Raw genomic sequence first — 23630 nt, 5'->3', positions numbered from 1 at the left:
AAAGAAGCAGAATATAAATGGAACAAGATAAATTTACGCTGAATGTATGCGGAATATACGTGTGGCAATTTTGCGTTGGAAAGACTAGCAGATAGTATAAAGTGTGCAGGCTAAATACACACTTTATGAAACGATAAACGGCTTAGTTATGGGTGTAAAGCCCCTGTACAGCCTTTGCTAACTTCAGTGTTTTGCATGAAAATTGTCACTTCAGCCATCACCAAACCAAACTTTTTAATGTAAGAGCGATTCATCAAGGTACACTTATCGAAGGCCCACATCCAATCGTCAAACACAACTCGGTAAGTGGTATCATCGACAGGCAAATCCATCTCATATTGCCATCTCAGAGCATTACCATATAAAGTGCCGACAGCGGTCGTTGCAATATCTGGTGCATTACCTGTGAACCCATTATTGCCATTTTTAATCGTCCAGACACGCTGTTTCACACCATCACCGTATCCGTAAGTGAAAGCCTCATCCAAGACCAATTCACCAACATCATTAACCGAGCCATCGATACGAACCTTAAAACGCTGTACCAGCTCACCACTGCGATTTTGCACAATGCCCCATGCATTGACCTGCCCATCGAAGAAATCATACACATCAATGTTTGGTGTCATGTTTTGATATTCATCGCTTTGTACTGAGCTACGACAAGCCGATAACAATACTAAGGCGCAAAGTAATACAGCCAGTTTCATTATTTTTCTCCTAGTAACTTCAAGCGCATTTTTGGCTCAGTGGTTTTTTCACTCAACCAGATATCAAAAAACCACTTAGTAAAGTTTTGATCTGTAATTTCCCCGAGTAACTTTTCAGAGTCATAAAAACGTGTAGTACCGTTTTCATCTCGTACACCATAAAGTGAATAGTTTTCTGTTACATCAGGAAAAATTTGTTTCATCTGCAAAAGCCATTTTGCACCAAGCGCTTCATCATTGAACCCTTGCTTCTGCATCTCTTCTAATGAGCGCTTTGCTATCTCTTCACCATCTAAATCTCTTAAATAGGTGAGTTGAAGTACAAAAGGCGCTAGGCTGTCATAGCTGCCGGAAGAGGAGTAGAGGCTAATATCGTACACATCCCAGAATAAGTACGTCATACGGGCCGTTTGGCCAACTTGTGTCATGTCTTTTGTTAAGTCTAGTCCGTTGTTATCATCACTAACGGCCACTCCACTTACCATAAGCAGCATTGCCAGTAGGCTATTTTTAAACTGTTTCATTTTTAATCCATCATTTATGTTCAACAGCTTATACGCAATAATGGTCAGGATTGTTCACTTAACTTCAGATAATTTGCCACCATTTCATTTTCGCAAAATATAACCAAATACATGTTTTCAAACGTATTTAATACTCGTTAGACAATGTCTATAAATCATAGAATTGGCAAAACTGCGATATAAACCAACGTAACTTAGGATCTTTCTGTCGCGTTTTATGCCAGTATAGCTTCACTCGATAATTTGGCACGTTAACAGGCGGCTGATGAACAGATAAATGATGTATGTTAGCGGCATGTTCAGCATATTTAGCTGGCAATGTCAGAAGCCAGTCTGTGTTTGTTAAAAGCGCGGGCGTAGCGAGCATGTGTGGCGTCGCCAATACTAGCTTGCGGGACTTTTTAGATTGCGCCAACGTTTGATCAACAATACCTCGCGTTTCGTTCCAAGGTGCAATCAACACGTGGGGCTTAGATAAAAACAATTCCAGCGGCAACTGTTTGGGTAACGCTTGGCTCTTGCAGCTTAATGTCACATAAGCCCCTTCAAACCAGTTAAGTTGCGTTAGGCTTTCGAGTGTCTCTTGTTGATGCTCAAAACCACACACCAGATCCAACTTACACTCTTTTAATGCCTGAACTGGGATCCGCTCTTCTAATTGAATTATCTGTACTGATAGGTTGCTATACAGGCTTAACAAATCACTTAAAAATGGTTTTAAACACCACGCTGTGTAATCAGTTGCAGCAAGCGTTAAACGCTCCACTTGCGAGGGGTCAAATGGTTTTGCTTCTTGTAGTCCTGAGGTAATGGCTTCAAATGCAGGTAACACATCTACCGCCAATTTATTAGCAAAGTCAGTGGCCAACATTTGATTGTTCTCTCTGACAAACAGCTCATCTTTAAGACTTGTGCGAAGACGAGTAAGTGCATGGCTACATGCCGATTGACTCATATGTAAGATACTAGCCGTTTGTGTTACTGAGCCAGTTTGATACAAAACAACAAATAGTTTGAGTAGGTTTAAATCTATATTTGGTATATTTCTCATGTAATTCATGCATGTGGTAAGTGCAAACTATGCACTTTATTCATGTGTAACTTAACAGTACACTGATAAGCAACTAAGTCAAACAGGGATTAACAACCATGAGTATTTCTATCCGTCCTGCAAAGATCCAAGATGCAGAGACTATTTTGCACTTCATCAATGAATTAGCGATTTATGAAAAAGAACCAGACGCGGTTAAAAACACGGTGCAAGATATCGAACAGAAACTTTTTGGTGATGATGTAAGAGCCCATGCCCTTATTTGTGAGCAAGATGGTGAAGCGATTGGATTCGCTGTCTATTTCTTCAATTATTCAACATGGCTAGGTAAATATGGCTTATACCTTGAAGATTTGTACGTCACACAGGATAAACGTGGCGCAGGTGCAGGTAAAGCCATAATGAAGCACCTCGCTCAAACCGCGATACAAAAAGACTGTGGCCGCTTTGAGTGGGTAGTTTTAGATTGGAACAAGTCTACCATTGATTTTTACCAGAGTATTGGCGCAGAACCGCAAGATGAGTGGATCATTTATAGACTAACAGGCCAAGCGCTTAAAAACTTTGCAGAGCAGCCTTAAACATCCACATATTTATTCTGCATTGCTTTGAGCTCCGGCGGCAAAGCAATGCCTTCGCGCTCAGCAATAGTAAACATCGCTCGCTGAATAAATCCACCATAGATATTGCCATCACTGTCAGTGATCTGCCAATCTTCAATATCTTGTAACTGGCATACATAGTTATGCGCCATTTTACCTTCATGTGTAATAGGCGGAGTGACTAAAAAAACGCTCACTTCATTTCCTTTAATCGCCTCTACATGCGCACCTAAATGCTCAACTACACCGCAGTCACTCTCAAAACCAAGTTTGACAAAAGCATCGTTAGGATACCTGAGGAACAATTCTAAAAATTCATCCATTGTTGCTTTGGCAAGTTCTACCGCTTCCAAAACTAATGGATCATTTGGGTCAGTCTCTAGTGGCGGAAAATCCTGAGACTCAGAGCTATAGCGGTTATGCAACCAGAAACCGACTAAAATGACCACAACGATCAACCCCCAATACATACTTCCCCCTCAGTCTCATATTACGGTTTGTCAGACTCTACCAGTATAAATGATAGCCCTACAGTCATAGTTTAGGGCAAGTTTAATTCAAGAAAATATACAGACAGCTATGCCAAAGTAGTCCGAATCAGTGTGAGGTGATTAAAGTAGTCTTTTTATTGTTACACAGTCCACATTACCAAATAAAGGGACACATAAAAATAACATTTATATGTAAACAAATGCAAAAACTAGAATTTTCACAAACATTTACAATAAAAATTTTAATTTTTTTAAAGCGCTTTATGCTGTTCTTTTATGCGATCTTTTGGACTCTTTTCTGCGTAAAGAGTTACCCAGTAAATCTTCTCTACTTACTAAAAAACCGCATATTGTGCTTACAACAATATATATACCGTACATTGAGCCAATATAAACCCAGTCATTTTCACTAGAAAGTAAAGAAATATTTGTTCCATCATTTACAAATAGGACGTTGACAATAGATAAAGAAAATACAGCACGATAATAAAGCGAGTGCCCTAAATGACTAGCAAATGCAGCGACAAGCAGTGCAAACAAACAAAGATAAAATCCAATAACAGAATTTGCGCCAGGTTGGTAACTTGGGTAGATGGCAAAAATCGAAATCAATACCGAGATCCATCCCGATAGGTGATAAATCATTTTCAGTTCCCTTGAATTAAAATGTTATTTTTTGTAAACCAAAGTACAGGGCGATTATGGTAGATGTACAACAAATTCGCAACTCCTTTGAGATGACTCATTTAGGGTTCAGCTCATTAAAATGTCTGAGACGCGCTTTTTTAATGCAGGAATTGCATTGATCTCAAACCATGGGTTTCGTTTTAACCAAAAGTGATTTCGTGGGCTTGGGTGCGGTAATGGGATCTGAGTTGGCATATAACTTTGCCATTTCTGCACGGTATCAGTTACATTTTTAAAACTATCTAAATGATATGCCTGCGCATATTGGCCTATCAAGACCATCAGATGAATATGATTAAATTCAGCCAATACTTTTTCCCGCCATGTTTTAGCACAGAGCTTAGGCGGCGCTTTATCGCCACTTTTTCCTTTGCCAGGGTAACAAAATGCCATAGGTACAATGGCAAACAACGCTGGATCATAAAACTGCTGCTCAGAAACCCCCAGCCAAGACCTTAACTTTTGTCCACTTGCATCATTAAAAAGTTTGCCAGTTTTGTGCACTGTCAAACTGGGGGCTTGACCCGCAATCAATATCTTCGCATTTTTGCTACCTTGAATAACTGGCGAAGGTATATGCTCAAAATGTGCTTGGCACAACCGACAAGCAGCAATATCATCAAGTAATGTCATAATTCAACTTTCATGAACCGAAAAGGCTGACTAGTTATTGCTTTAATAGACCGGTTAAATCGGAAAGTAATTCAATCAGCTAAAAAATTTTTTTAATTAAATTAAAAGTGCTCGCCAATTGCAAGAATAAAATAATCCACTTAAAGATTGCCAATAAATTAATTTTTTCTCTTTCTTGTAGCTAAAGCTTTAACGTTTTTCTTTAAACTTGAATCATTGTGTATTTGGCGCATTTAATAATGATAATTACTGTTATTTACAAAACTATTCGTAGATAATCACTGATCTGATAAAAAAATTTAGGAACATTATGTCACAAGCCGATAATGCTTTGACTTTTCAATACAGGTTAAGCGTTGTGTCCCGATTTTGTGCGGCAATTTTGGGCGGTTACTTTTTTACAGCCTACTGTATTTCGCTGTTAAGCCTCCTGCTTCCAACCAGTAAAGTAGATGCCGTCTTATACAGTGTTTGTCTTAGCATCTTAATTTATAGCTGTGTTTTTATTGCTGCTTTTGCTGCTCGCTCCTTGATAAAGGTTTGGGCCGCTTTAATTATTAGCACCAGCGTCATTGCGCTGATCACCAATTTTGTTCAGGGAAGTATATGAAAGACAGTTTTTTTCGTTCAATGACTTGGCTACATACTTGGGTTGGTCTTTTGCTATGTTGGCTATTATTTTTAATTTTTTTTGCTGGCACGATTAGCTTCTTTCGACACGAAATTAGCTTATGGAATCAACCTGCTGTACACAAGATTGAGCAACCCAAAGTTGAGCAAGCAACATTAATTAACACCGGCTTGGATTACTTACAAAACAAAGCACCTGACGCAAACAGGTGGTGGATAGGGCTTCCTTCACCAAGGCAACCTGAAGTACATGTTTCTCATCGCCATAGTCAGCCGGATGGACAAAGAGACAAATGGATAGACGAGCAGCTAGATCCAAACACACTCAATCCAGTTGAAGGGATGGTAGAGACCCGAGGTGGTAACTTTTTCTATAGATTACATTTCGATTTACACTATATGGACCGCAAACTCGCTCGCTGGTTAGTCTGTTTTGCATCACTATTTATGCTCATCGCACTCATCTCCGGCATTGTAATCCATAAACGTATTTTCAAAGACTTATTCCAATTTAGACCACAAAAAGGTGTAAGGGCATGGCTTGATGCACACAACTTATCATCAGTACTCGCGTTGCCCTTTCACCTTATGATCACCTATACAGGATTGGTGACTTTGATATTTATGCTGTTCCCAGACCCAGCAAATACACTGTATGAAGATGGCGTAAAAGGGTTTAGAGCAGACTTTTATCCCGAACGTCAGCGCTTAGAAAAGTCAGAGCAAACGCTTAATACTCCTGCTTTCGATGCTGCATTTGCACACTTTCATCAAAACTGGCCAGAGCAAAAAATAAAGCGAGTGATCGTTGACCACCCAAGTAGCATCAGTGCAACAATCAAAATATATGGTGACAATGGTACTTTAATTCGTGATGAATACCCGTATTGGCAATACTCTGCGGCCTCAGGTGAACTGATAAAAACAGCTCGCCTTGATCCAAGTGGCGGTGAAGTGCTTTATGGAGGCATGATTGCAGTACATAGCGGCAGACTTGCTCATCCAGGCCTGCGTTGGTTGTATTTTATTTGTGGTATTGCGGGCTGCTTAATGATTGCAACGGGCTGCATTATGTGGGCTAAGCGCATAAGAGAGCGCTTAAAACCCAATCAATCACCTAGCTTTGGGCTTAAATTAGTGGAAGCTTTAAACTTAGGCACAATAATGGGATTGCCACTGGCAACTGCAGGTTTTTTCTATGCAAATAGGCTTTTACCAGCGGATATCGCAGGCAGAGCAGATAAAGAAATACTCGCTTTCTTTTTAATTTGGCTTGTTTGTGCAGTCGTAGCTGGCCTTTGGCGTGCTAAACACGCATGGCAAAGTTTCGCTTATTTGAATGCAATAGTCTGGCTATTGCTGCCGATTTGCAATGCGCTAACAACAAATGGCAACCTAATCACCTATTTGATAGATGGCAAATGGATCTTAGCAAGCTTTGACCTAGTATTTTTAGCGACTGCAGCGGTGTTTTTCTTCCAAGGAAACAAACTGAGTCTGAAAACAAGTTCGGTAAAACCTACTAAGCGCCCAAAACGTTCCACAGGTAAGGAGCAAAAAGCATGATCTACAGCTTAGCTACCCTTCTGTGTTTCAGCGCATTTTATGGATTTGCAATGGCTAAAACGGCTCACTATAAAAGTGTGTTTGGTGTTCGCCCAAATCAAAGCATAACCCAGCGCTTTAGCTATGGTGCTTGGATCATTATTTTACTAAGCTTCATCGTGAATCTCTCACAATCAATCGGCTACGGTAGCTTAATGTTCTGTGGGCAAATGGCACTCTCCGTACTCGTGATCTCACTGTGCATGACATATAAAGCAAAGTGGTTAAGATCACTATTTTACTTACTTCCCGCTCTAACAAGTCTTCTCACCATACTGACTATCATTAGTTAGTACTATTCGGCGGCTGATATACTATTATCAGCCGCTCAGATCATCATTTTACTAGCTTTATTTGGATAACCTCGCTCTCGTTACCTATTTCGGCCTACCCACAATCGATTTAGTTAGTAAAAATATGATCTATGATTCAATGCAAGTATCATCAGCTAGTATAAAACTGATCCCAATGAGCAATCTCAAATAAAAAGTTAGTAAAAACCTGATCCAAGAGAAGATGACTTGATAAAAACATGATCTCTAATTTTTAGATCGGCAGATAAGTTAGTAAATTCGTGATCTATAAGATTATAAAAAGAGCGACAATATACTAAAAGCTGGTGTTTTTCTTCTACTTAACAAACAAATGAATAGAATAAATAGAGTGAGTTAGTAAAAATTTGATCTCATTCATAGTAAGTCAGATTTTTACCAAGTTACCTGCAACTACGTTAGTAAAAATATGATCTGTTCGACTTTATCTTAGTAAAATAGTGATCTCTAGATAGTAAAAGCCCATAATTAAAGAAAATACACCTACAAAAATCACCAAGAACACATAGAAAACTTACTAATACGTGTTCAGTTCATCCGTTTTTTAGTCAGTAGGTAAAATCATGATCTCATAGTGCAGTGGCTACTTAACACAGCAAAGAAACGTCACGGATGCAATTTCACATGACGCTCTTTGACCTCTTCAGTTGCAGAGCCACTAATTTTTGGACCAATCTAACTGCATATCCCATTTAAACTGCTTATCTTGTCGCAGTGGTGCTTGTGAATCATCTACGGTTTCCAACACGTTTTTCGCTTTTACGAGCGTTGCGTCACGCCCAAACAGATAACTTTGCTCTCTCACTATGGTTAAGTACGCTTTGTTTAAAGCCAGCGCACGTTCTTTTGAAGGCGTTATCAACTCGTAAAGATTAACTGCGTTTTGTACCTTTTGCATATCAACCTTGCCGCCTGTGAACCACTTTTTCAGCATTTCTTGGTTTTGACGAAACTCATCACCGCCGCCAACTCGGGACATATACGTCAGAAACTCTCCATCTTCCTCACCTAAATTTGGCACATCTTTTTGCGTTTTTAGATTGATGTACCCCCAACCAGCAGCCCCCTCAACCTTACGAGCAAACGAAAATGTTTGGTCATATGTTGCCCCAACAGTCTTATGACAACCGTTGCAAAATGCCAACTCTTGCGCATGTTGAGGCCGCAACTCACCGCGACTATCCTCTATGTAACCATTAATCATCCAGCCAAATGTATTATTCACGCCTTTATCGCCCACATAAAGTGTCACTGGGAGCTTTTCAAACTCCTTTTCTTTTGCTTCTCGATAATAAGAGCCTGCAATTTCTCTTTTTGATTTAAAGTTATGCTTTTTCATATAGCGCAACTCTTTTAGCCGAGGTGCATTATAAATCTTGCCTTGTTCATCAACCCCCAAATAACGTACCGTGTGCAAAAACTCAGTGCCTTCTGGGTAAAGCATATGCGCTAACTCTGTTTCTGCATCACCGATATAATGTGCTTGCTTCACTATGTGAGTAATATCACTGAACTTACCATCTCCATTCAAATCTTGACCAACAGCATGCTCTGAAATACGCGGTACAGAGATAGCCTCCAAACCTTTCACAGCCAATTCGGTCAGACTCAAATTCGCCAGATAAACGTCCCGACTGTAAAGACCATCTTTGGTTTGAAATTCGCGCGGTAGCCTTATCATCACATCCCCTGTTGACCCATTCGTTGGCCAAAATGTACTTGGAAAAGGCTTATAGTTAAATGCAACCCAACCGCTACCATCATGGGCAAAACCCTGTTCGTCAAACGCTTTTTCTGGAAACGCTAAATTCTTAAGTGGTGTTACTTCGCCACGCCAGTCACTGCGCTTGCTCATTTTAGCTATAAAAGGTGTGTAGTTATCCTGCTCGATCCAGTTAGTAATTTCTTGATCTGAGATCCCTTTAATCAAATCCGTACGGTCGATAAACAGATTCTTCCAATGGTTTTTTAAACCGAGATCTGAAAACGCATAGTCACCTTGTAAATCACCGTCGTTCATCACATTAGGACGCGCTTTATCATCATGGTACGACTGGTGGCAGGCATAACATGGATTGTTTACTCCATCAGTCTTGGTGTAACACTGTGGCGGTATCACAGACTCAGGGTTGTACACCTCTTGATGTTCTATATACGCCATTGCAGGAATATCGTCGCCTGGTTTATATGGTGCTTTATGACGAGCATGCTCAGTGTCGGTTGGTAAAATTTTGCTCTGCTCAAGTGGTTCAGTGCATCCACTTAAGGCAATGGCCAAAGCCAATGTCGAAATAAGTAACGGGTATTGCATTTGTATGACTTCCATTTTTAATGCCAAAAAAGCGGTGCAATGCACCGCCTCAATAATTAATTGTTATTTTGATTTAGGGTCATACATCCACAATGTGTTGTTGTATTTCCAAGATGAGCTGTGATCTTCTCCGATAAGAATGCGACCATCACGCATAACAACAACATTGTCAGGCTGTGCTAATTGGCTTGCATCACAACGCTCTGAATCATCCAGCGAAGAACGATAAGTCGAGCCCATCACAACAGGTTCAATACGAGTTAAGCTATAATTGTCATCAATATGCGCACGATAAACACCACCGCAATCCTTTACACGACCAGACAATTGAATGTCGCCTTGGCCATCAATCATAGTATTGTCGATATCTGCGATGCCTATGTATAAGTAAGCTTTTTCCACGACTTCACCTGCGATCATATCTTGACCAGACACCGCTTCAAGCACACGGTCATGATTGATTGCTAAGCCTTCAAGCTTGCGCCATTCAGCGGTCGCTCCCTTAAGGCGTGCCGCTTGGCGTGATTCCAAAAATGCCACACGATCATCCATAGGTTTGCCAGCAGTTACTGGTGAACCGCCTTGCGCTTCAGTAGGGTAGGTTGCATCACCATTCGCCCAAGCCTGCACATCTTCCATGGAAATATAGTTAGTTTTACCGTCTACATAGCTTTCAGGTGAAATGCCATCATACTCAACTATCCAGTCTAAAATAGCCGCATTAGTGCCTGTTGCGATCTCTTTCCACTCAATATCAAACCCAGTGACTGCAGGATCTGATAAACCTTTATCTTGGATAAGCTTTGCGCCGTATAACGTGCCCGAACTTAGGTCTTCAGCTGTGTCGGCAACAAACTTGAACAGCACACCACCGGTGTCATCTTGCGAAGAGTAAACCGTGCGTCTATCTGGCATGACAACGGCGTTTTCATGCTCATATCGCCCAATCGTATAATGTTTTTCAACGACAGGCTTATCTGCCATAGGAGACTTTACTTCTGCAATGTAACCATAACGATATGGGTTAGGTGATTCAGGTGATAAAAACTCTCTAAGTTGAGCCAAACGTGTGCTAACAACTGGTGCATTCCACTCTGGATAAGTAGTTGAATCAACATCTGAATTTACAATCCATTCTTCTGAAGTCAGTGGAGTTCCCCAAGGCGATACAGATCCAAAGCAGTTTGCTGCCGTACCCTTTACTAAATCAAAGTCTAACATCATGGCCTGCTCAACACTCCATTGGCCATTTTCGCTCTTGCTCATTTTTAAGCGGCTCATACCGCCAGGGTAATCTTCCCAGTTAGTGAACAAATAACCTGTGTTTTCTGACTCATAGATAAAACCATTGAAATCTGGCATGTCATTTTTGATGATTTCGTTGCCAGAAGTCATGCCATAGATTACACCAAGCCCACCCACTAAAGCGTTTGTTCCAAGGTCATTAAATGTGTCTCCGGTTTGACCTAAGATTTGATATTGACCTATTGCAGTTACAATTGTTTGCGCTTCAAATTCAGTTGCATGCAGTGGAGCATCAACCAAATTACGAGGCAATTTATTGAAGTTGACACCAGTCAATACACCCACAGTGCCTGTATTAAATGGACGATTGTTAAAGCTATCTACCTCCGTGTTTTCATCACTAGGATGTTGTGCGTTAAAAAACAAGTCACCTTTTTCAGTTAAGAAAATACCAGTTACTTCAGAGCCTCTAGGCACAGTCGCGATCCGAACTAAACCAGTACCGCCATTGATTCCATCAGTACCATCTACTCCGTCACTTCCATCTACGCCATCAGTACCCTTTTCGCCATCTGCACCATTTGCACCATCTGCACCATCTGCACCATCTGCACCATTTGCGCCATCTGCACCATTTGCGCCATCTGCACCATTTGCGCCATCTGCACCATTTGCGCCATCCGCACCATCTGCGCCATTTTCACCATTAATACCATCAGCTCCATTTATCCCGTTTGAGCCATTTTCACCTGCAGGTCCAGCAGCCCCTTGCTCACCTTGAACACCTTGTTGGCCCTGAGCTCCAGGTGCACCATCATCTCCGCTACACGCAGTAAGTGCCAAAGTGACGGCTGAGGCAATTAACGAATAGGCTATGCGCTTCATTTTTATTACTCCGATTTATTTGTTGCTACATTGGGTTTTTATAAGCGCAACTAGCCTGAACGGAAGTAATGACAAATAAGTTTATGAAATATTAATCTTTTTGGTCAAAAGAAAGACTCTTTTAATATGACTGTAAAGGGGGCTTACAGTGAGCTAATGCTTTGATGTTCCATATAAATTAGCGCATCGACGTCATAGCCAAGTTTCATGGCTGTTTCTTGGAAGTCCTTCAAAACAGCATTTGGCACTTGTGGTGTGCGAGACAATAACCACAGATAGTCTTTATCATAACTTGTCACATAAGCGTATTGATAATCTGCTTCGTCTAATTTAAAAACAACATAACTGCCATAAAACGGACCAAAAAATGACACTTTTAAATGACCTACGTCTTGTTCAGAAACAAACTTAGCGACACCATCAGCCTGCTTCCATGTTTGCTCGGCAGTGACATAACCTCTATTAACAACCCTAACACTGCCATCTTGATTTAAAGTATATGTTGCAGTCACATTTTGCATGCCACGCTCAAAACGGTGGTCAAGGCGCGCAATTTCGTACCAAGTGCCTTGATAACGCTGCAGATCAAAGTTTTTTACAGGTATAACCCCTTCGGGCAAACCGGTACATGCTGTTAAAGACAAAAAAGCTCCTAACACACATGCTTTTACAAAGTGGTGTATTTTCAAAGCGCAATACTCCTATATTAGTTATTAGGCTGATACAATTGAATATTGTGGTCTATACGGCCACTTAGTGCCAAACGATCTATCTGCTGGCAGAATACTAAGTTGTTGAAACTAATTGGCAGTTCATGAAAATACTAACTCATGGTTTTGGCGCGCCCACGGGCATTTTAGCTGTATACGTCGAAAATAAACCTAATCTTATAGAATACAAAAACCTTAATGAAGTCATACCTTTGCGTCAGGGTGAGATCGATTATATTAATCACGAATGTGGTAACGGGTGGCGAAAACTGTTTAATGTATACAGTAAATTTCTCACTGAGTTAAGTCATCCAGATCATGATTTTACTAAGAAAGAGAAAAATACGCTCACATGGCAAGCGTATAGAGATAAAAGCTTACTACAAGCCGGATCCCAAGAAGCTTTGCTGTTTTCTTCACCCAGTTTAAGCCCAAATAACTACCAGTGGCACATCATTGCTGGACGAACATATGCTAAAAAGCTCTTAAGAGATCACGATTTTACCCACTCAATAGTCTGGTTAGACGAAGAATTTGCCATTGATAAGGTAAACAAAATCATCGTATGCCCCTATTTTGACTATCGCCAGCTCAGCAATGTAAAAATCTCTAAGCTGGTCGAATTGATTAGGGCACATACGCCTTAATCACTTTCCTTTTGCAATTGAATAGGCACTAAAACCAAGTGCCTTAAAATAAAGAATGGGGGAGCAAAACCCAGTAAGACTTGTCAGTTCATGGAGTCTTGCGTCACTTAAAGGATAAAAGGCTTCTTGAAAATGAAGACGCATCGTTTGTGCTCCAACTTCTGTCAACCCGAGTTCTTTCTGACAATAATGCAGCTGCGCTGCGCGTTCAAAATCGGTATTGGGCAGCATTAAATCAGCTAAGAACAACCGTCCACCAGAGCGCAAATTCAGAGCAATTTGCTTTAAAAGCTCAGCTTTATCACCATTATCTTTTACAAAATGCAGCACTAATAAGCATAAAGCCGCATCCGCTCGGTAGGTTGCTTCATTCACTGGGCCATGATGGATCGTAACTCTATTACTCAGCCCTAAGTTAGTAAAATTTTGATCTGCAATAGCGAGCATATCTGCAGAGATATCTTGAGCAATAAACCGCCAGCCAGTATTGTGCCTTGCCAGCTCGATAATTTCCTTACCTGTGCCTGCACCAATTACCAATATGGTCGCATCTTGAGCTAACATCACACTCAGTTGTGCGGCAGTCGTATGATGCAGAAGCTCATAACCTGGTACCAGTTTACCAATTCGCTTGTCGTAACTGAGCGCTTCATCACCTGTAAATGTAGGCATACCTTTCCTCTTTAACTGTCCTTTGTCGTCACGGTAGAATAGCCACCGGACTGCTTTTTAATCCTAATTTGTGTCGCAACGCGTTCTGTCATTTGTGCCACATGAGAGATAACCCCTACCTTTCGACCCTGTGACTGCAGAGCATCCAATGCATCCAATGCCACACTTAATGTCTCTGGGTCGAGCGTGCCAAACCCTTCATCGATAAATAGAGAATTAATTTTCACTTGGTTTGATGACAGTGATGCTAACCCTAGCGCCAACGCCAGAGAGACTAGGAATGACTCTCCACCAGATAGGGTATTCACGCTGCGTTGCTCATCGGCCATATCACGATCGATAATGGCAATTTCCAGAGACTGACCTATTACGGTCAGGCGATAACGCCGCGACAAGCTCATTAAATGATGATTGGCATAATGCAGTAGGATTTTTAGCGTTTGTGTTTGCGCTAAATTACGCATCGTTTTGCCTGTTGCATCGCCTAATAAACGATTTAGTAAGTGCCAATGCTCATAGTCTGCTTGCATCTGTGCTAGTTCACCTTGCTGTGACTGTAGCCTTTCCACATTGTTTTGATGAGTTTTAAGTGCAACAGAAACGGTGACCATATCTGTGTGCAATCCTTTATTTTGCTCATTTAATTTGTCTAACGCTATGACAATTTCCGACTGTGCATGTTCAGGTTTTTCATTGTCATTATGCTCCGCTAAGTTCTGCTTTACATGCGCTAACTGTGATTTTGCGCTATCGCGCTGTTGCTCTAGTATTTTTGCTTGTTCAATTAACGGCATCCATAACTCAGGCTGCCAAGCGAGCAGTTCATCGACTAACGTTTCAGTCAAAGTAGGATATTGCTGTTGAGCTTGTATCAACCAACCTGTAAAGCGTGTTTGATTTTCAGCTAAGTTAGTCTCATATTCTTTTATCTGCTGGTTTAAATGAACTTGTCGCAAAATTTGCTCATCATGCAACTTATGTAAACGAGTGAGTTCATCTTTATGCGTTTGGAGTTGCTGCTGTGCCAAAGAGACACCTTGGTGTAGTTGCTGACTCCATTGTTCAGGCGTAGTTTCAAGCGCTAGCAATGCGCCGCGTTGAGCTTGCGCCTGATCACGAAGCTGCTGATATTTGCTGAGCTGTGCATTAAAATTGGCTAATTGCTGTAAAGCCTTCTCTAGCAACGCTTGCGTGGTGCTTTGCTGTGGTAAACATTGCTCGATATCTTTGACTATTTGCGCGCGCTTATCTTGCTGTGACATCACTGTAGTCACTTGCTCATACAAGGTCTGAACTGCTGTATCCGCAGAGTGAGCCAGCTGAGATAACCACGCCTCATTCTCATATACTTCAGAAATTCGCAGCGCCAACTGTTCACTGGTCTGCGCTAATTCATTACTTCTTTGAGCTAGTGTCGCTTGTGATTGCTCAATTGATTGAAGCTGTTGCTGATGCTGTTGTAAAGCACTTCGCAACTGCTGAAGCTGCTGCTGATTCTGCTGTAATAATTGCCACTTGTGCTGTTGAGATTTACTCAGCTCGCTGTAAAGTGCGAGATTATTATCAATCTGTACAAGCTGCTGTGCGTGTTGCTTGGCATCGCGAAGTGACTCAGGTAATTCATCAAGCAAGGTTTGATTGACTTGCTGCTTGTTTAATATTTGTGCTTTTTGTTGCAGCGCAGCTTGTAGCTGTCCATTTACTTGCTCTAAGTTAGACACTACCTCATGATAACGTGCTTGCGTTTGCTGACGTGCCTTTTCTGCACTGTGATACTGACCTTCAAAGTCTCGGATCAATTGCTGCCAATGACTATCGATATGATCTACACGATAAGGGTGTTCTGTCGCACCACATACCATACATTCTTTGCCATGTTCTAACTGTCCGCGCAACGCACTGATATTGTCACTTGCACGCAATTTAACCTGATGTAAGTTTTCTTGGGTTAAATTCAATTGCTGACGAGTGAGTTCATCTTGATGCTCAGCATCTTTTCTTTGAGCTTCTGCACTGTGTTGTTGGTGTCGTAAACCATCAAGGTGTGCCTGTAGCTGCATGAGTTCACCATTCAATACTCGCTGCTGCTCTAATGCTTGCTGTGCCTTATTGAGTTGTGATTTCTGAAATTGCAATTTTTCGTAGTCTAGTTCACTCAAGCTGTGCTGTAATTGATTCACTTCAGCCTGCATTGAATTAACATGCTGTTCAACCTGACTACATTGTGGCTGCGCTTCCATAACGGCTTGTTTCGCTGCTTGGTGCCGCGCTTCCAATACTGATTGCTCCGACAGTAATTCACGTTTGTCATGGTGCACACGTAAATACTGTTGCAGCACCTCAAAAGTTTGGGGCCAAGACGCACACAGTGATACTAACTGTGGTGACTCTGACAACTGTTTATCCAGAAGGGTTTTCTCAGCGTCAAGTGCTGTTATTTGCATTTTCAGTGTGTGAAGAGCTTGCTCATACTGTTGCTCCAACAATTGTTGCTGCACCACCTGCTCTTCAAATTGATCACAAAGCTTCGCATTTTCATTGCGTACCTGATCAAGCTCTCTCACCTTAGCAATATCAGGCTCATGCTGTTGTAATAAAGCCTGTGCAAGAGATAGTTTCTCATTACCAACTTTCAAGGCACTTTCTTGAACTATGATTTCGCTGTTTAAATCCTGTGCAGCTAAAGCCTTTAGATCCGATTGTGCACGCACTATATTGGCCTGAAATTGCTTAGCCTGAGTACGGTTATCTGCGATGTGCTGGGTTAATTGCGCCAACTGTGCACGCTTAAACTCATCACTACGGCTAGCCAATGTCGCATCTTGCTCCGAGACACTACTCGACAAAGTTGTCAGTTGTTGCTCAAGCTTTGTTTTTACCGTGTACCAGCCAAGATGCTGTTCGAGCGTTTTTACTTGTGACTGCAACTGGCTTTGCTGTTGCTGTAATTCTGCTAAATGCTGTTGCTTATGTGCTAAATCCTCCTCACTGAGTAACTCTATATTACCAAGTTTTTGTTTGAATAAAGCAAGCGCTTCAGACTTTTGCTTATGAAACTCAAAAATGGTTTTGCCAACTCGACTAAACTGCTCTGTCGCGGTCAGACACTCCAGTAATTGAGCTCGCTCATCCGCATTTGCTTTTAAAAAAGCAGCAAAATCGTGCTGAGCTAATAGCACTGCACGGGTAAATTGCTCAAAGTTCAATCCAATTAACTGTAATAGTTTTTGCTTTGCGTTGGATTTTTGCGCCAATACCTGCTCACAAGAAGCATCCAGTAATACCAATTCAGCTTCTTTAATACGCCCATCTACTTTGTTGCGGGCTCGAGCCACTTGCCAACGTGCAGTATATTGCTCACCATCTTGAGCAACAAAACCAACTTGCGCATAACCTGAAACAGTCCCTCTTCGCAATAGATGCCTTGGGTCACTCAGTTTGATTTCATCGCCATTAAAAGCCACTTTGTTTTTTGAGTCTGACTTTAATCTCGCCGTTTTCCCGTAAAACGCCAGACAGATAGCATCTAATAAAGTACTTTTACCAGCCCCAGTTTCACCTGTAATGGCAAATAGACCAGTATTTTTCAAAGGAGGCGCGGTAAAGTCGATACGCGCTTCTGGCAAGGAGGCTAAGTTTTTAACCTCAATAGTCAGGATCCTCATAGTTCTCCTTGCTCATTTAATGCGACTAACACAGTCTCTAAACATGCTTGTAATTCTTGTGGCAATGCAGATTCCTTATCTATTTGTTCTTTATATGCTAATTCCAATAAGGTAAGGGGAGCGAGGTCATTGACTTTACTTAAGTCTTCAAACAGGGGCGTATCCTCATTGTCAGTGACCTGTGATACACGCTCTATACCGCAAAAATGAACGCGTTTACCAGCCAGTGCTTGCTCTATTTTATGACGGAATTGACTGTCAGTTTCGTTGGCATTCAAACGCAACCTCAAGTAAGGCTTAGGTACTTCTTCATCCGTGGGTAATTCCAAACCTTCAATATTTTGGCAAAGCTCATCCAAAGTTGCACCACCTTTTTCAGGTAATAGAATGACTTGCTTGTGCCTTGGCACAAAACGCGGTGTAACTTCTCTGACCTGCTTACCAGAAAACTCAATCAGCAGTATCTGGTGCTTATAGTTACGCTCAGAAAATGACATCGGGAAAGGCGTACCGCTATATCGTATCGCCTCATTATTGGCGACTTTTTGCGCTTTGTGCAAATGACCAAGCGCGACGTAGTCAGGTGTATCTCCAAACACATCTGCATGAATCGAATCAAAGCCACCAATAGTGATATTACGTTCAGAGTCAGTTGATATATCACCACCTTTAGCATGCAGATGACCTAAAGTGATCACTGGAAGCGACTTATCGCTTATCTGCTCATACGCAGACTGGTAAGCCTGCTGTACTGCTAGTGCGTAGCCAGACTCGTCGCCGTCGACCTGCGCCATATCAGCACTACGTAAAAAAGGCATAGCGACAACTTGAACAGCACCACAACGCGTGTTGATCAGTTTAACCACCTCTTCTGGTGCATGTTTGTCATACTTACCGACTACATGTGTATCAAACTGCTGTAATAGTGGTTTAGCTGTTTCAATGCGATTGGCAGAATCATGATTGCCCGCAATAATAACGATATGCAAGTGAGGGGATACAACTTTTACATGCTTGATAAATGCATATAATTGCTGCTCGGCTGTTGCTGGTGGAGTTGCTGTATGATAAATATCGCCACTGACGACCAATAGATCCGCATCAACTTCAACTAATTCTTTAGCGAGCCAGTTTAAAAAGGCCTGATGCTCTTCATAACGATTATGTTCATAAAACTGCTGGCCGAGGTGCCAGTCTGACGTGTGTACAACTTTCATACAGCGTTCCTTTCCTAATTAGGAACGCTAATATAACACTGCTTGGGACTATTTATTAATAGCTCAACCGCCACCATGCGAAAATTAATAGCGGCAACGCTAAAAGTAGTAACATTGGTGCTCTATAAAGCTTGTTTTGCTTTGCCTCTAAACGCTTAATTGCAGCTCGCTCATTACAGGCAGCCACTTTATCAACGTAACAATAGCCGTCTTCTATATACGCTTTACAATTTTGTTCATCAGCAGGTATCGCTACAAGCTTTTCTTGTTTTTTTAGTATGTAAAAGTCCATACTGCTCACCACATTTTTTTCTATAAACGGGTATTAATCAATGAGCAAAACTAACGCCAGTTTTACCCAAAATAAGGAAGAGCGCGATTTTAATGATAAATAATGCCAAATATCAACAGTAAACTTGGGGTTTTTAAATTTTTTTTCAAAATAGAGACAATAAATATGAAAAATGCCTACTTGGCATACAATTAAAATTGTCATTTTTTCATCATTTTCGACTCTATATCTAGCCTAAATGATTGAGCTGAACAATTTCTGAACCAGCAGTCAGTTCATACAATTTATTACATTTAATATTAATATATTGATATACATAAGATAAAAGTAGCATCCACATAACAAGATATGTTATATCAGTACACATGACAGGTCAAAAAACCGACGTTACACTTGCAAGATATTGTAAAAAAACACAATAATTCTCTTAATCGTTCTAAAAATCGAGTAGACTAAAAGTAAGTGAGTAAACACTATCATTTACCATTAAAGGAGTTGGATATATGAGAACTTGGCTTATTGCCGGGCTCAGCTTAATTTGGTTTTCACCATTGCAAGCACACAAATTAAAAGTTTCACTGGCAACTGCAAAAGTGTTGCCACAGAATGGGCATATCAAATTAGAATATAGATTTCATATGCATGATCTTGAACATGCGGTAGTGCACCTGTTCAATGACTCAAAAAACATTTATCAAGATACGAACCTACAACAACAATTCTCTGATTACGTCTATACCCAAACATCATTAAGAAGATTAAACGGTCAAGCACTGGCTTTATCAAAACCCACTTATCAAATAGATCGGAAATATTTTAGAGTATACCAAGAAGCGCTATACGAGAAAGAAGCTCCATTAAAAGGTCTGCAAATGCGCAATGGCACATTGAGAGATATCTGGCCTGAACAAATCAATTTAGTGAACTTCAGAGGTATGGGGCCAGTAAAAACCATGTATTTTGATAAAGATGACAATTGGCTAAGTGTACAATTTGATGAAACAATCAAATCAAAAGCACCAAACCAGCCTTAAACAAAATTAAGCAAGTACCGTGGTCATGCGTTCATAAAGCATAATCTTCACAAGACAAATAATATTGGTTGAAAATGATAAGACCAAAATTTAAAACGTTCTTAAAACATACCAAGTATCAATAATGTTAGTAAGTGTGCTACACATCTAAAAACAAACCTTAAATTAGGAATGCTGTTACCTAAAGTGAGCGACAGAAGTGGCGTAAATAATGTCACATACCACGCCACATAGAAGCAAACTGCATCACAAAAACTGAATTATTGACATACCTGTTCATCTCGAACTGCAAACTGCGAGTCACAGCGTAAAAACGCTTCGCCTTGCTCATCAAAAAATCGTCCATACCATCCAGAATAGCGATCCAGCTCTAGCTCCAAAAAGCCAAATTTTGCTTGTTCATTACCATTGGCTTCCAGCCCATCCACAACGGCCTCAAAACTCGTGTAAGGTAATTCTTCACTTAAGCTCACACCACTATTTCCAACCACTATTTGTGGTGGACGTTTGTATTGCTTATCAAAACTCAATGACTGATAAATATGCATATGGCCCGATAATGCCAAAGCCACTTGCTCAGGTAGATATCCAAGCGGTGTATCCGCTAATGCTCTCTGTAGCATGATATTTAACGTATTGTCAGTTGCCACATTATTTACCCCCCACAGCGGCCTATGCGTGACCGTCCAAATCGGCTTATCTGGATATTTACTCGCAAACTTCTGTAAAGACTCATACTGGCTCTGATACTGTGCTGTTAGTCCATTTGAAAACCGATCATCACATGCATTGGCCGAATCCTGCACCCAAATATTGAGCCTTTCAAGCTTCAGCATGTATGGATCTATCATCGCAATAGCAGAAACCGCGGAATTAAGAGGCTGAGAAAAGTTGCCTTGCGCTGGGCATGTGCGTTGAGCTACGCCTTGCTCCAAACCAGACCCAGGACCAAAAAAGTAAAACCAACCAAGTCCTGCACGGCTGCATAACTCGTGATTTCCCCTCGCAAAGACCCAAGGTGCCTTAGTCAAAATAGCGTCAGCAGCGCTGAAAAAATCAGCTCGCCAAGCACGCCATGTGTCTGGTTTTGGGCTACCTTGTGCATTTTGACTGTAATAGGTCTCCTCTAACCCACAGGTTTTTCCGCCATAACCTCCATCTCCTGCATCGTAAGCATAAACACCTTTACTGATACTGCCACTAGTACCTCTATAATTGTAATCCCCCATATGAAGAATCAGGTCAACATCGCGCTTAGCCCCCTGAGAGATCAACGTTTTAAACGGCTCCGCAGGCCCATTGCCATCACATACATGTGATTTACAGCCAGAGTCACCATAGACTTGAATACGCTTAGGGTTGAGTGTTATTGCATCAAACTGCAGTTCGGTGCCGCCCACCTGATATGCAATACCGGCCTGCACGGCAGATTCACACACTGTAATTGGAAAATTTTTACCGGGATGGAAAGCACGGATTTTCATCTGACTACGCTCTCCACTTTCGCTTTCAAGTAAAGGGCACACTTGATCTTTACTATGAACTCCCGGAATGATGGCACGCACATAAATCAGTGTTTCCCCCGATTTACTGGGGGCCAGCATTGAATAAGCCGTGATCACTTCGGCTTTTTTTATTGGCTTTGGACTACTGCAACTAGCCAGTACCAACAGCCCACACAATATACTCACAACTCGCATTATCGTTTTCCTTCTAGTTTGCGTCACTAATTCCTTGTTTAGTGTAGTAAAAACTCTGTAAAGGGCTATTACAGACAATTACCTACACGGACAACGCATTATTTGCAGGCTGCAATATCTCGCCACTTAATACCAAACTTTGCTAGGTACTTTTGCAATCGACTGGAATCATTAATGGTGGCTTTTTGCGTTCTACTGACATCAAATAACACGCGCCCCGCAGCTGCCATACTAGGGCTTTGCAAACAAACGGTGACGACATAATCTAATTGTTGGCGATCAAATGCATCTAAATGTGCGATTTGCTCGTCGCTCAGAATAGAAATTAAGCAAGAACTGTGCTTGTTAGGTTGATGTACTTGCCAATCACTTTTTAATCTTTCGATTTCTTCCGTCACATCAGATGTGCTGATCCTTGAAGTGTCTGCAAGTGTCGCAAGGCGGATCATTGAAGATCCCAGATCTCTAAAGTTACCCTGCCAAGTTGCCTGTTCACTATGGGCAAAATTTAAATATGCTACACGCGCTTCTTTATTGAAGCGAACGCGGCGGCCATGTTCTTGACTGTATTTATCCAACTCAAAGTCTATATTGGCATCGATATCTTCCCGCCGCTCCCTCAGAGCAGGCAGGTGATAAGTCCATAAGTTGATACGGGCCAATAGATCCTCTCTAAAAGAACCATCAGCAACACACGCATTCAAATCACGATTAGTACCAGCAATTAATTGAAAATGACTGTGGCTCTCTTGATCGCTACCAACTGGATAGAACTTTTTATTTTCAATTGCATGAAGCAACATTGCTTGCTCCTCTAACCCCAGCTCGCCAACCTCATCTAGAAACAAAAGGCCCTTATTCGCAGCTTTTAAAAAACCTTCACGAGCTTGTAACGCGCCCGTAAAAGCCCCCTTTGTATGACCGAATAAAGCAGCCATGGCATTTTCGCCCTTTAAAGTTGCGCAATTAACAACAACGAAATCGCCTTGAAGCGTCTTACGCTGCCTCTTCAATTGATAAATTCGGTCTGCCAATTGGCTTTTTCCAGCTCCAGTTGGGCCCATCAGTAAAATTGGCGCACTAGAGCGTATAGCTACTTTTTCTACTTGAGAAATTAAACGGTTAAACGCTAAGTTTTTTGTTTCTATGCCGCCTTTAAGAAAGCTCTCACCCTGTTGACGCTCAATATCAAACCGCTGCGCTAACTGATCATACTTAGACAGATCTAAGTCTATAGTATGCAATTGACCCACAGATTTATTGTCATTGCTTGGATCAGGAGATGTTTGTACTAACCTACCTGGAAATTGGCGACTCTCAGTGAGCAGATAGCTACAGATCTGCGCCACATGCGTCCCCGTTGTAATATGAAACAAGTACTCCTGATTGTCTAAATCAAACTCAATCGTTTGGCAAAAGTCATACAATTTGGCATAGACCTCACCAAAATCCCATGGATCATCAAAGTTAACCTCAACCAATTGCACGGATGTTTCAGGCGATACCGTCTCAATGTCCACCGCAACATTATGAGCAAGCCGCTGACTTCGCGAACCATGCAATAAATACAGCTTATTAATAATGAGGTTTTCTTGGCTCACCAAGGATACATTTGGCCGCCAACGGTGCCAACGGTCAACCCGCTTACCGACAAAGTCTAACTGAGTGCCTAACAAACTTACTGCTACAACTCTCTTCATAAAACATATCCAAATAGATACAACAATATATTTATGGAAACATTTTAGAGAAAAAAGAACAAGTGAAAATTAAATAAAAAACAACCAAAAAAAACTTTTAATCATTTAAAAACAACAGGTTAAAAAATAAACCTTACTTTTATTTTCAGCTTGGCACGTACCTTGGAATAGTAATCTCGTAGCATGATGTCGTGTTTCGAAAGAACACAACGGTGCGACTTACTTTGTAAGCACGTATTCCGATATTGGCTACCTCAGTCAAGAGACTGATTTGGATAGCACGCAAG

At 41.3% G+C, this 23630-nt stretch carries 21 protein-coding genes; 6 read left to right on the top strand and 15 right to left on the bottom strand.

Annotated features, from left to right (window positions below):
* Positions 1-146: 146 nt before the first annotated feature.
* From QNM16_RS13005 to QNM16_RS12995, 3 genes are all read right to left on the bottom strand, one after another.
* Complete coding sequence (locus QNM16_RS13005; RefSeq protein WP_284020884.1) at positions 147-710, bottom strand: DUF3833 family protein; 564 nt, start codon at positions 708-710, stop codon at positions 147-149.
* Positions 710-1234, bottom strand: coding sequence for a chalcone isomerase family protein (locus tag QNM16_RS13000; RefSeq protein ID WP_284020883.1), 525 nt, complete (start codon positions 1232-1234; stop codon positions 710-712). Before QNM16_RS13000 ends, QNM16_RS13005 begins: the two co-directional genes overlap by 1 nt.
* A 148-nt stretch (positions 1235-1382) precedes the next feature.
* Positions 1383-2285: a LysR family transcriptional regulator gene (locus tag QNM16_RS12995; RefSeq protein WP_284020882.1), complete on the bottom strand. Its 903-nt coding sequence runs from the start codon at positions 2283-2285 to the stop codon at positions 1383-1385.
* A 98-nt stretch (positions 2286-2383) separates the two neighbouring features.
* On the opposite strand from QNM16_RS12995, the gene QNM16_RS12990 reads away from it, so the two are divergent.
* Complete coding sequence (locus tag QNM16_RS12990; RefSeq protein WP_284020881.1) at positions 2384-2866, top strand: GNAT family N-acetyltransferase; 483 nt, start codon at positions 2384-2386, stop codon at positions 2864-2866.
* Here QNM16_RS12990 and QNM16_RS12985 read toward each other — a convergent pair.
* The 3 genes from QNM16_RS12985 to QNM16_RS12975 all read right to left on the bottom strand — a co-directional run bounded on the left by QNM16_RS12985 (position 2863) and on the right by QNM16_RS12975 (position 4698).
* Positions 2863-3357, bottom strand: a complete 495-nt coding sequence (locus tag QNM16_RS12985; protein WP_284020880.1) for a DUF2314 domain-containing protein — start codon at positions 3355-3357, stop codon at positions 2863-2865. The two genes, QNM16_RS12990 and QNM16_RS12985, sit on opposite strands and share 4 nt — an antisense overlap.
* A 282-nt stretch (positions 3358-3639) precedes the next feature.
* A complete protein-coding gene (locus tag QNM16_RS12980) occupies positions 3640-4023 on the bottom strand; it encodes a hypothetical protein (protein WP_284020879.1) in 384 nt (127 codons plus the stop codon).
* 108 nt (positions 4024-4131) lie between these two features.
* Positions 4132-4698 carry a uracil-DNA glycosylase family protein gene (locus QNM16_RS12975; RefSeq protein ID WP_284020878.1) on the bottom strand — a complete coding sequence of 189 codons (567 nt, stop codon included), beginning with the start codon at positions 4696-4698 and terminating at the stop codon, positions 4132-4134.
* A gap of 310 nt (positions 4699-5008) precedes the next feature.
* On the opposite strand from QNM16_RS12975, the gene QNM16_RS12970 reads away from it, so the two are divergent.
* The 3 genes from QNM16_RS12970 to QNM16_RS12960 are packed head-to-tail and all read left to right on the top strand — an operon-like array spanning position 5009 to position 7226.
* The gene (locus QNM16_RS12970; RefSeq protein ID WP_284020877.1) at positions 5009-5308 is read left to right on the top strand and encodes a hypothetical protein; all 300 of its coding nucleotides are present in this window, start codon (positions 5009-5011) and stop codon (positions 5306-5308) included.
* Positions 5305-6894 (top strand): PepSY-associated TM helix domain-containing protein, encoded by a 1590-nt coding sequence (locus QNM16_RS12965; RefSeq protein WP_284020876.1) that lies wholly within the window; start codon positions 5305-5307, stop codon positions 6892-6894. Before QNM16_RS12970 ends, QNM16_RS12965 begins: the two co-directional genes overlap by 4 nt.
* On the top strand, positions 6891-7226 hold the full coding sequence (locus QNM16_RS12960; RefSeq protein ID WP_284020875.1) for a DUF3325 domain-containing protein: 336 nt from the start codon (positions 6891-6893) through the stop codon (positions 7224-7226). Before QNM16_RS12965 ends, QNM16_RS12960 begins: the two co-directional genes overlap by 4 nt.
* Before the next feature lie 697 nt (positions 7227-7923).
* Here QNM16_RS12960 and QNM16_RS12955 read toward each other — a convergent pair.
* The 3 genes from QNM16_RS12955 to QNM16_RS12945 all read right to left on the bottom strand — a co-directional run bounded on the left by QNM16_RS12955 (position 7924) and on the right by QNM16_RS12945 (position 12350).
* On the bottom strand, positions 7924-9576 hold the full coding sequence (locus QNM16_RS12955; RefSeq protein WP_417709976.1) for a hypothetical protein: 1653 nt from the start codon (positions 9574-9576) through the stop codon (positions 7924-7926).
* Between the two features lie 63 nt (positions 9577-9639).
* Positions 9640-11706 (bottom strand): alkaline phosphatase PhoX, encoded by a 2067-nt coding sequence (locus QNM16_RS12950; RefSeq protein ID WP_284020873.1) that lies wholly within the window; start codon positions 11704-11706, stop codon positions 9640-9642.
* Between the two features lie 143 nt (positions 11707-11849).
* A complete protein-coding gene (locus QNM16_RS12945; RefSeq protein ID WP_284020872.1) occupies positions 11850-12350 on the bottom strand; it encodes a lipocalin family protein in 501 nt (166 codons plus the stop codon).
* A 170-nt stretch (positions 12351-12520) separates the two neighbouring features.
* On the opposite strand from QNM16_RS12945, the gene QNM16_RS12940 reads away from it, so the two are divergent.
* Positions 12521-13063: a DUF6942 family protein gene (locus QNM16_RS12940; RefSeq protein WP_284020871.1), complete on the top strand. Its 543-nt coding sequence runs from the start codon at positions 12521-12523 to the stop codon at positions 13061-13063.
* Here QNM16_RS12940 and QNM16_RS12935 read toward each other — a convergent pair whose 3' ends face one another.
* From QNM16_RS12935 to QNM16_RS12920, 4 genes are read right to left on the bottom strand one after another with little or no spacing between them, the layout of a single operon-like run.
* Entirely contained in the window at positions 13064-13735 is a 672-nt protein-coding gene (locus QNM16_RS12935) for a class I SAM-dependent methyltransferase (protein ID WP_284020870.1), read from the bottom strand.
* An 11-nt stretch (positions 13736-13746) separates the two neighbouring features.
* On the bottom strand, positions 13747-17400 hold the full coding sequence (locus tag QNM16_RS12930; RefSeq protein WP_284020869.1) for an AAA family ATPase: 3654 nt from the start codon (positions 17398-17400) through the stop codon (positions 13747-13749).
* Positions 17397-18617 carry an exonuclease SbcCD subunit D gene (locus QNM16_RS12925; RefSeq protein WP_284020868.1) on the bottom strand — a complete coding sequence of 407 codons (1221 nt, stop codon included), beginning with the start codon at positions 18615-18617 and terminating at the stop codon, positions 17397-17399. Before QNM16_RS12925 ends, QNM16_RS12930 begins: the two co-directional genes overlap by 4 nt.
* 55 nt (positions 18618-18672) lie before the next feature.
* The gene (locus tag QNM16_RS12920; RefSeq protein WP_046356775.1) at positions 18673-18909 is read right to left on the bottom strand and encodes a hypothetical protein; all 237 of its coding nucleotides are present in this window, start codon (positions 18907-18909) and stop codon (positions 18673-18675) included.
* 503 nt (positions 18910-19412) lie between these two features.
* On the opposite strand from QNM16_RS12920, the gene QNM16_RS12915 reads away from it, so the two are divergent.
* Positions 19413-19943 carry a DUF6702 family protein gene (locus tag QNM16_RS12915; RefSeq protein WP_284020867.1) on the top strand — a complete coding sequence of 177 codons (531 nt, stop codon included), beginning with the start codon at positions 19413-19415 and terminating at the stop codon, positions 19941-19943.
* Between the two features lie 260 nt (positions 19944-20203).
* Here QNM16_RS12915 and QNM16_RS12910 read toward each other — a convergent pair whose 3' ends face one another.
* Positions 20204-21643, bottom strand: a complete 1440-nt coding sequence (locus tag QNM16_RS12910; RefSeq protein ID WP_284020866.1) for a metallophosphoesterase — start codon at positions 21641-21643, stop codon at positions 20204-20206.
* A 98-nt stretch (positions 21644-21741) separates the two neighbouring features.
* Positions 21742-23343, bottom strand: a complete 1602-nt coding sequence (gene rtcR, locus QNM16_RS12905) for an RNA repair transcriptional activator RtcR (RefSeq protein ID WP_284020865.1) — start codon at positions 23341-23343, stop codon at positions 21742-21744.
* Between the last annotated feature and the right edge of the window lie 287 nt (positions 23344-23630).

The sequence above is a fragment of the Pseudoalteromonas umbrosa genome, assembly GCF_030125375.1.
GTDB lineage: Bacteria > Pseudomonadota > Gammaproteobacteria > Enterobacterales > Alteromonadaceae > Pseudoalteromonas > Pseudoalteromonas umbrosa.
Note: the sequence above shows the minus strand (reverse complement) of the source record. Positions and strands in the feature narration are given on the sequence as shown.

Bases quoted from the DNA above. Each gene is read 5' to 3' on its own strand.
- QNM16_RS13005 (WP_284020884.1), bottom strand. From the start codon at position 710: ATGAAACTGGCTGTATTACTTTGCGCCTTAGTATTGTTATCGGCTTGT.
- QNM16_RS13000 (WP_284020883.1), bottom strand. From the start codon at position 1,234: ATGAAACAGTTTAAAAATAGCCTACTGGCAATGCTGCTTATGGTAAGT.
- QNM16_RS12995 (WP_284020882.1), bottom strand. From the start codon at position 2,285: ATGAGAAATATACCAAATATAGATTTAAACCTACTCAAACTATTTGTT.
- QNM16_RS12990 (WP_284020881.1), top strand. From the start codon at position 2,384: ATGAGTATTTCTATCCGTCCTGCAAAGATCCAAGATGCAGAGACTATT.
- QNM16_RS12985 (WP_284020880.1), bottom strand. From the start codon at position 3,357: ATGTATTGGGGGTTGATCGTTGTGGTCATTTTAGTCGGTTTCTGGTTG.
- QNM16_RS12980 (WP_284020879.1), bottom strand. From the start codon at position 4,023: ATGATTTATCACCTATCGGGATGGATCTCGGTATTGATTTCGATTTTT.
- QNM16_RS12975 (WP_284020878.1), bottom strand. From the start codon at position 4,698: ATGACATTACTTGATGATATTGCTGCTTGTCGGTTGTGCCAAGCACAT.
- QNM16_RS12970 (WP_284020877.1), top strand. From the start codon at position 5,009: ATGTCACAAGCCGATAATGCTTTGACTTTTCAATACAGGTTAAGCGTT.
- QNM16_RS12965 (WP_284020876.1), top strand. From the start codon at position 5,305: ATGAAAGACAGTTTTTTTCGTTCAATGACTTGGCTACATACTTGGGTT.
- QNM16_RS12960 (WP_284020875.1), top strand. From the start codon at position 6,891: ATGATCTACAGCTTAGCTACCCTTCTGTGTTTCAGCGCATTTTATGGA.
- QNM16_RS12955 (WP_417709976.1), bottom strand. From the start codon at position 9,576: ATGCAATACCCGTTACTTATTTCGACATTGGCTTTGGCCATTGCCTTA.
- QNM16_RS12950 (WP_284020873.1), bottom strand. From the start codon at position 11,706: ATGAAGCGCATAGCCTATTCGTTAATTGCCTCAGCCGTCACTTTGGCA.
- QNM16_RS12940 (WP_284020871.1), top strand. From the start codon at position 12,521: ATGAAAATACTAACTCATGGTTTTGGCGCGCCCACGGGCATTTTAGCT.
- QNM16_RS12935 (WP_284020870.1), bottom strand. From the start codon at position 13,735: ATGCCTACATTTACAGGTGATGAAGCGCTCAGTTACGACAAGCGAATT.
- QNM16_RS12930 (WP_284020869.1), bottom strand. From the start codon at position 17,400: ATGAGGATCCTGACTATTGAGGTTAAAAACTTAGCCTCCTTGCCAGAA.
- QNM16_RS12925 (WP_284020868.1), bottom strand. From the start codon at position 18,617: ATGAAAGTTGTACACACGTCAGACTGGCACCTCGGCCAGCAGTTTTAT.
- QNM16_RS12920 (WP_046356775.1), bottom strand. From the start codon at position 18,909: ATGGACTTTTACATACTAAAAAAACAAGAAAAGCTTGTAGCGATACCT.
- QNM16_RS12915 (WP_284020867.1), top strand. From the start codon at position 19,413: ATGAGAACTTGGCTTATTGCCGGGCTCAGCTTAATTTGGTTTTCACCA.
- QNM16_RS12910 (WP_284020866.1), bottom strand. From the start codon at position 21,643: ATGCGAGTTGTGAGTATATTGTGTGGGCTGTTGGTACTGGCTAGTTGC.
- rtcR (WP_284020865.1), bottom strand. From the start codon at position 23,343: ATGAAGAGAGTTGTAGCAGTAAGTTTGTTAGGCACTCAGTTAGACTTT.